Raw genomic sequence first — 6,024 nt, 5'->3', positions numbered from 1 at the left:
CGGCGCCGGCTCGCTGGTCTTCGTCACCGTGTCGACCGGCATCGGCGGCGGCGTGATCGCCGACGGCCACATCTATCACGGCAGGCGCGGCCTGGCGGCCGAGATCGGCCACATGACGATCACCGGAGAAGGCGATCGCTGCTTCTGCGGCAATGTCGGCTGCTTCGAGGCCGTCGCTTCGGGCACCGCTCTCGGGCGCCGGGCGACGCGGCTCACCGCGCCCGGCGACGGCTCGCAGTTGCGGCGGCTCTCCAATGACGGCGACGTCTCGGCCCGGCATGTCATCGAAGCCGCGCGGACAGGCGACGCGGCGGCGCGCGACCTGGTCGAGGCGGAGGCGAAATGGCTCGGCATCGGCTTTACCAACCTTCTGCATCTCTATTCGCCCGAGGTGATCGTCATGGGCGGCGGACTCGCCAACGGCTTCGACCTGCTGGCCCCGGGGATCAGGGCAACGATCGAGGAGCGGGCCATGCAGGCCTATCGCGACGTGCCGATCGTGCCGGCCGAGCTCGGCGACCGCGCCGGGCTGGTGGGTGCTGCCAGCCTTATCCTGTGGGAGGGCGAGCCGGGCACGGCGCTTTCGATGGTGCAGGACCAGGAGACAGGCGACGGGGCCGGCGGAGCGGCCGGCGCCAGAGCCGGATGATTTCAATTGAAATCGGGAAGGCGCTGACGCGACTTCAATCTGTCCGAGTTCCGTCCGGCTCGGCGGCTCAGGCCCGCCTCGGGATTTCCCTGTTCTCCAGCAGCAGCGTCAGCCCCATGGCGACGAAGTAGAGCGCCGCCACCCAGATGAACATCACGTTGAACCCGCTGGAATAATGATCGAGCACCACCTCGCGGATCGCGGCGGGCAGGCTCGAAGCGATGTGCGGGGTGAGCCCGTTCAAGCCCTGCGGCAGCAAGGCGGCGGCATCAGCGGGAAGCTCCGCGGTCTGCCGGTTCAAGGCCCAGATCATCACCGCGCCGTTCAGCGCAAGACCAAGCGATGCGCCAAGCGTGCGCGCCTGCGTGATCAGCGAGGTCACCGCGCCGATGTCCTGCAAGGGTGCGGCTGCCTGGATCGCCACGATCAGCACCTGGAACTGCAGGCCCATCGAGATGCCGAATGTAGCCATCATCGCCGCCAGCACCCAGATCGGCGTATGCTGGTTGATGAAGACAAAGCCTATCATCAGCAGGCCTCCCATCCCCATCGCCACCACCGGCATCCATTTGTAGCGTCCGGTTGCGGCAATGACCCGTCCGGCGACGATCGAGATGACCATCGACGTCAGCGAGGCCGGCAGGAACAGGAAGCCGACTTCGGCAGGGCTGAGACCCGTCAGCGTCTGCATATAGAGGGCGAAATAGAAGAACATGCCCAGCGTCACCGTTCCGGCAACCAGCGAGACGCCCGAGACGATGCTGACCGTCGAGATGGCGAACAGCCGCAAAGGCACAATCGGCTCCCCGGCCCGCCGTTCGACCATGATGAACAAGATGATTGCGACCAGCGCAAGCAGCGGCAGCACGAAGGTGAATGTGTCCGGCCCGGAGGGGTCAAGCACATGGTAGCCCCAATAGACGATGGCCGTCGTGCCGATGGCCAGCAGTGCGCCGCCGAGATAGTCGACATGGTGCTTCTTCTCGTTGAAGCGGCTGCGCATGGCGAATGCCAGCACCGCCATAACGATAATACCGATCGGCAGATTGACCAGGAAGACCCAACGCCAGCCGAACAGGCTGGTGATGTAGCCGCCGGCCAACGGGCCTAGGACCGAGGACAGCGCGAACACCGCCGAGCTGTAACCCTGGTACTTGGCGCGGTCGCGCGGCGAGAACAATTCGCCGATCATGGCGAAGGCGGAAACCATCAGGCCGCCGCCGCCGATGCCCTGGAGCACGCGCGCGGCGATCAGGCTTTCCATCGACCATGCCATGCCGCAGACCAGCGAGCCCAGCACGAACAGGCCGATGGCGGTCAGGACGACATTCTTGCGACCATACATATCGCCAAGCTTGCCGTAGAACGGCGAGACCGCGGCGGTAGAGAGCAGATAGGCGGCACCCACCCAGCCAAACAGATGCAGGTTGCCGAGCTCTCCGGCAATGGTGGGCAAGGCGGTGACGACGATCTGCATGTCGATCGTGGCCATGAACATGGCAACCAGCGCACCGCAATAGACGATCAATGTTGTAAGATCGGGCCTGGCTTCGGCCTCCACGGGCGGCGCATCCGGAAGAGTTGAGTCAAGGCTCATGGGGTACCTCCAACGCATGGGCGCGGTTTATGTGCTCACAGCAGATGTATGTCAACATCAAATATATGCTACTAGCATATAATTGACATCGGCATATATATTTGCTAGCGCGCTGCGGGATGAGCAGCAACGATGCCGAGCCGGGCAAGGCCGACCGATTTTCCAACCTGTGCCAGACGCGAGGCGATCAGGATCTCGCCGATCTGGCGCGCGGCCATGGCCTGTCCGAAGCGGCAGCCGGGGCTGTGGCGGCCATCGATGCGGTGATGAGCAAGATGCGCCGCTCGGTCCAGCGCCGGGACTTCGGCCGTTTGATCCTGGCCCGCATCGACCCCTCGCTGGAATTGAGTCATCTCGATGCGATCATCGCGCTCAGCGCGGTCGCCAGCGACACCCCGCAGGACGAGGTGACGGTCGGCGTCATCGCCGAGCGCATGGGAATCGATCCCTCCCGTGCCAGTCGCATCTCCGCGGATCTCGTCGAGCGTGGTTACGCCTTCCGCGTCGCGTCGCAGCTCGATGCCCGGCGAATATGCCTCAAGCTCACCGCCAAGAGCGAGCGCCTCGTGACGGCGGTGCGCCAGACCAAATGGCGGATTTTTGCAGGATCGCTGACGCAGTGGAATGAGCAGGACCTTGTGACGTTCGCCGCTCTGCTGGAACGCTTCGCCGGTTGGGCGATGGACGAGGCGGAGATGCGCAGGTCAGCCGATGCCGTCAAACAGATGATGGACGAGACGGAGCCGTCGCTCCCGCGGGCGAAATAGCCGGCGAGCCACGCGCAGCCATTTCCGAACAGCGGACCGTGCGGTTCCTCGATGATCGCCGGTTCGATCTTTTTGATAGAGCGCAAGCGTGGTCTTCGGAACTCCGTCTGCTAAAGACACAATGGCGGCACGTCACAGACGCCGACCACACTAAAAATGCGCTGCGCTCCATTTTAATTCTTGACGTACGTAAAATTATTTCCAAACATGCGATAACGCTGATGTGATATCATCAGCGCTCTGGGAGGAGCAACGCCTGATATGAAAGAAACCCGAACCGGGCGCCTTGTGCGCGCACAAGCTTGTCTTTCCAACGCAAGCGCCGGGGTCGCGCGTGTTTCGTCAGCCATGCCGTTCGCAGAACAACGAGCCGACAACCAAAAATCCGGAGGAGGAAGATATATGCGCATGTTCAATTGCCTGGCCCTCGGCGCTGGCCTGCTTGCCACGCAGCTAGCCGCGCCCGCGCAAGCCGAAGACGCCAAGGTCGCGGCGATCGTCAAAGGCCTCGACAATCCGTTCTTCCAGACCATGCAGAAGGGCATAGAGGAACAGGCCAAGGCCGACGGCGTTGGTGTCACCGTGCAGGCCGCCGCCAATATGGGCGATGCGACGGGGCAGGCCGACAAGCTGACGGCCATGGCCCTGCAGGATTACGATTGCTACCTGGTCAATCCGATCAGCGTCTCCAACCTGGTGCAGGCGCTGGTGCCGGTCGCCCAGAAGAAGAAGCCGATCGTCAACATCGACTCGACCATCGATGCCGAACAGGCCAAGGCCGCGGGCTTCGCCGTCTCGACCTATATCGGCACCGACAACGTCGCTGCCGGCGCGCTGGCCGGCGAGGAGATGCTGAAGCTGGTGCCGAAAGGCTCCAAGGTGGCGCTGATTGCCGGTATCGTCGGCGACGTCGGCTCGAACGCCCGCATCAAGGGCTTCAAGCAGGCGGTCGAGGGCAAGCTGGAAGTGGTGGTTATGGTGAGCGCCGACTGGGATCGCGAGAAGGCGCTGACTGCTGCCACCGACATCCTGGCCGCGCATCCGGATCTCGCCGGCTTCTTTGCCGCCAACGACATCATGGCGCTCGGCGTCGAGCGAGCCGTGCAGACGTCCGGCAAGGACGTCAAGGTGATCGGCCTCGACGGCATTGTCGACGCTCTGAAATCGGTCGCCGCCGGCGAACTCACGGCCACCGTCGCGCAATACCCCTATGTGGTCGGCGCAATGGGCGTCGAGGCGTGCAAGCTTGCCGCAATGGGTAAGGAACTCCCCGCCAACGTGCCTGCGCCGGTGCTCCTCATCAACAAGGACAATGCGGAAGCCTCGCTGAAGAACTTCCCGCGTCCAGGCGGCGACTATCCGGATCCCTTGCGCGAGATGCTGAAGTGAGCCTTCCAGCCGACAACGCGCCCGCCTCCCGACAGGCGGGCGTCCACGAGGAGAGCCGTCCCTCCCTGGCGGCTCTCCTCATCGATCCTTCCTTCTGGGCCGACTGGGCATCCGTCGTCGGCCTGGTCGGTCTCGTCATCCTGTTCGGCGTCACCTCGCCAGTCTTCCTCAGCGTCGCCAACATGCAGGCGATCCTGCTTGCCGCCGCGATCCTGGTGGTGCTGTCGATCGGTCAGACCTTCGTTGTCGCCACGTCCGGCATTGACCTCTCGCTCGCAGCCTCCGTCATGCTCGGCGCGGTCATCCTCGGCCTGGTCAATGCGGCGGGTCTCGACATCTTCGCCGCCTGCGTGCTCGCGGCGCTCGCCACCAGCGCCATCGGCTTCATCAACGGCGTGCTGATCACCGCCGGGCGTATTCCCGATTTCGTCGTGACGCTCGGCACGCTCTCCGGCATCACTGGTCTTGGCCTCATCCTGTCAGGCGGCGAGCCGACCATGGTGGGCTCGACGTTCCTGCTCAAGCTCGCGTCAGGCTATCTCGGGCCGTTCGGCTATCCGGTCTGGGTGGCGATCGCGGCCGTCCTTGTCGCGCATGTTGCGCTCTACCACACGCGGTTCGGCGTGCATCTGCTTGCCACCGGCGGCCAGGCAGAGAGCGCCAACGCGCTCGGCATTCGCACGAACCGGGTCAAGATCGCCGCCTATACGATCTCCGGCTTCTGCGCCGGCATCGCGTCGATCCTTCTGGTGGCGCGCATCGGCTCGGCCGAGCCGCAGATCAACACAAGCCTGCTCCTGAACTCCGTGGCGGCCGTGGTGCTGGGCGGCGTCAGCCTGTTCGGCGGCCGCGCCAGCATCCTGGGACCGGCGATCGGCGCGCTGATGCTGACGGCCCTCGTCAACGGGCTGACGCTGCTCAGCGTCTCGGCCTTCTATCAACCACTTGCCGTGGGCGTGATCGTGGTCCTGGCGGCGCTGATCATGCGATATCAGAAATGAGCACCGTCAATCACATCGCGCCTTCCGAGGCGATCCTCGCCTGCCAGGGACTGAGCAAGCATTTCGGCGGCATCCGCGCCTTCACCGATGTCGGGTTTCAAGCCCGGCGAGGTGAGGTCACCGCGGTGATCGGCGACAATGGCGCCGGCAAGTCGACGCTCATCCGTTGCCTGGTCGGCGTGCATGTGCCCGACGGCGGCACGATCTATTTCGACGGCCGCCAGCACCCGTTCTCCAATCCGGACGAGGCGCGCAAATCGGGCATCGAGACCGTGCACCAGAACCTGGCGCTGATCGACGAATTGACGGTGGCGCAGAACCTTTTCCTCAACCGTGAGATCGTGCGCCGCATCGGCCCGTTCGCCCTGCTCGACCGCAAGGCGATGAAAGACCAGGCGCGCGCCATGCTGTCACGGCTGTCGATCAACGTGCCGTCCGTGACCCAGCGCGTCCGGCGTCTCTCGGGCGGCCAGAGGCAGGCGATCTCGATCTGCCGCGCGGCGGGGTCGGGCGCCAAGCTGGTGGTTATGGACGAGCCGACGGCGGCGCTTGGCGTGCAGGAAACGGCAAATGTCGAGGCCCTTATCCGCAAGCTGCGCGAGCAAGGCGTAAGCGTCATCC

6 protein-coding genes are annotated in these 6,024 nt (G+C 64.5%); 5 read left to right on the top strand and 1 reads right to left on the bottom strand.

Going from position 1 to position 6,024, the window contains the following annotated elements; genetic code table 11:
- The coding region (locus EOA28_RS21935; protein WP_128315251.1) for an ROK family protein at positions 1-649 on the top strand (649 nt) is incomplete at its 5' end.
- 67 nt (positions 650-716) lie between these two features.
- On the opposite strand, the gene EOA28_RS21930 is transcribed toward EOA28_RS21935, so the two are convergent.
- Positions 717-2,246 (bottom strand): MDR family MFS transporter, encoded by a 1,530-nt coding sequence (locus tag EOA28_RS21930; RefSeq protein ID WP_127249174.1) that lies wholly within the window; start codon positions 2,244-2,246, stop codon positions 717-719.
- A gap of 245 nt (positions 2,247-2,491) precedes the next feature.
- Here EOA28_RS21930 and EOA28_RS21925 point away from each other — a divergent pair, with 245 nt between their 5' ends.
- The 4 genes from EOA28_RS21925 to EOA28_RS21910 form a co-directional block, all read left to right on the top strand.
- Complete coding sequence (locus EOA28_RS21925; protein ID WP_245463377.1) at positions 2,492-3,013, top strand: MarR family winged helix-turn-helix transcriptional regulator; 522 nt, start codon at positions 2,492-2,494, stop codon at positions 3,011-3,013.
- 402 nt (positions 3,014-3,415) lie between these two features.
- On the top strand, positions 3,416-4,402 hold the full coding sequence (locus EOA28_RS21920; protein WP_127249172.1) for a substrate-binding domain-containing protein: 987 nt from the start codon (positions 3,416-3,418) through the stop codon (positions 4,400-4,402).
- Complete coding sequence (locus tag EOA28_RS21915; protein ID WP_127249171.1) at positions 4,399-5,403, top strand: ABC transporter permease; 1,005 nt, start codon at positions 4,399-4,401, stop codon at positions 5,401-5,403. The genes EOA28_RS21920 and EOA28_RS21915 overlap by 4 nt, the downstream gene beginning before the upstream one ends.
- Positions 5,400-6,024: ATP-binding cassette domain-containing protein (locus tag EOA28_RS21910; RefSeq protein WP_148670796.1), on the top strand; the 625-nt coding region annotated here is incomplete at its 3' end. The genes EOA28_RS21915 and EOA28_RS21910, both read left to right, overlap by 4 nt.

This window comes from Mesorhizobium sp. M2A.F.Ca.ET.067.02.1.1 (assembly GCF_004023285.1).
In the GTDB taxonomy this organism is placed as follows: Bacteria; Pseudomonadota; Alphaproteobacteria; order Rhizobiales; family Rhizobiaceae; genus Mesorhizobium.
Note: the sequence above shows the minus strand (reverse complement) of the source record. Positions and strands in the feature narration are given on the sequence as shown.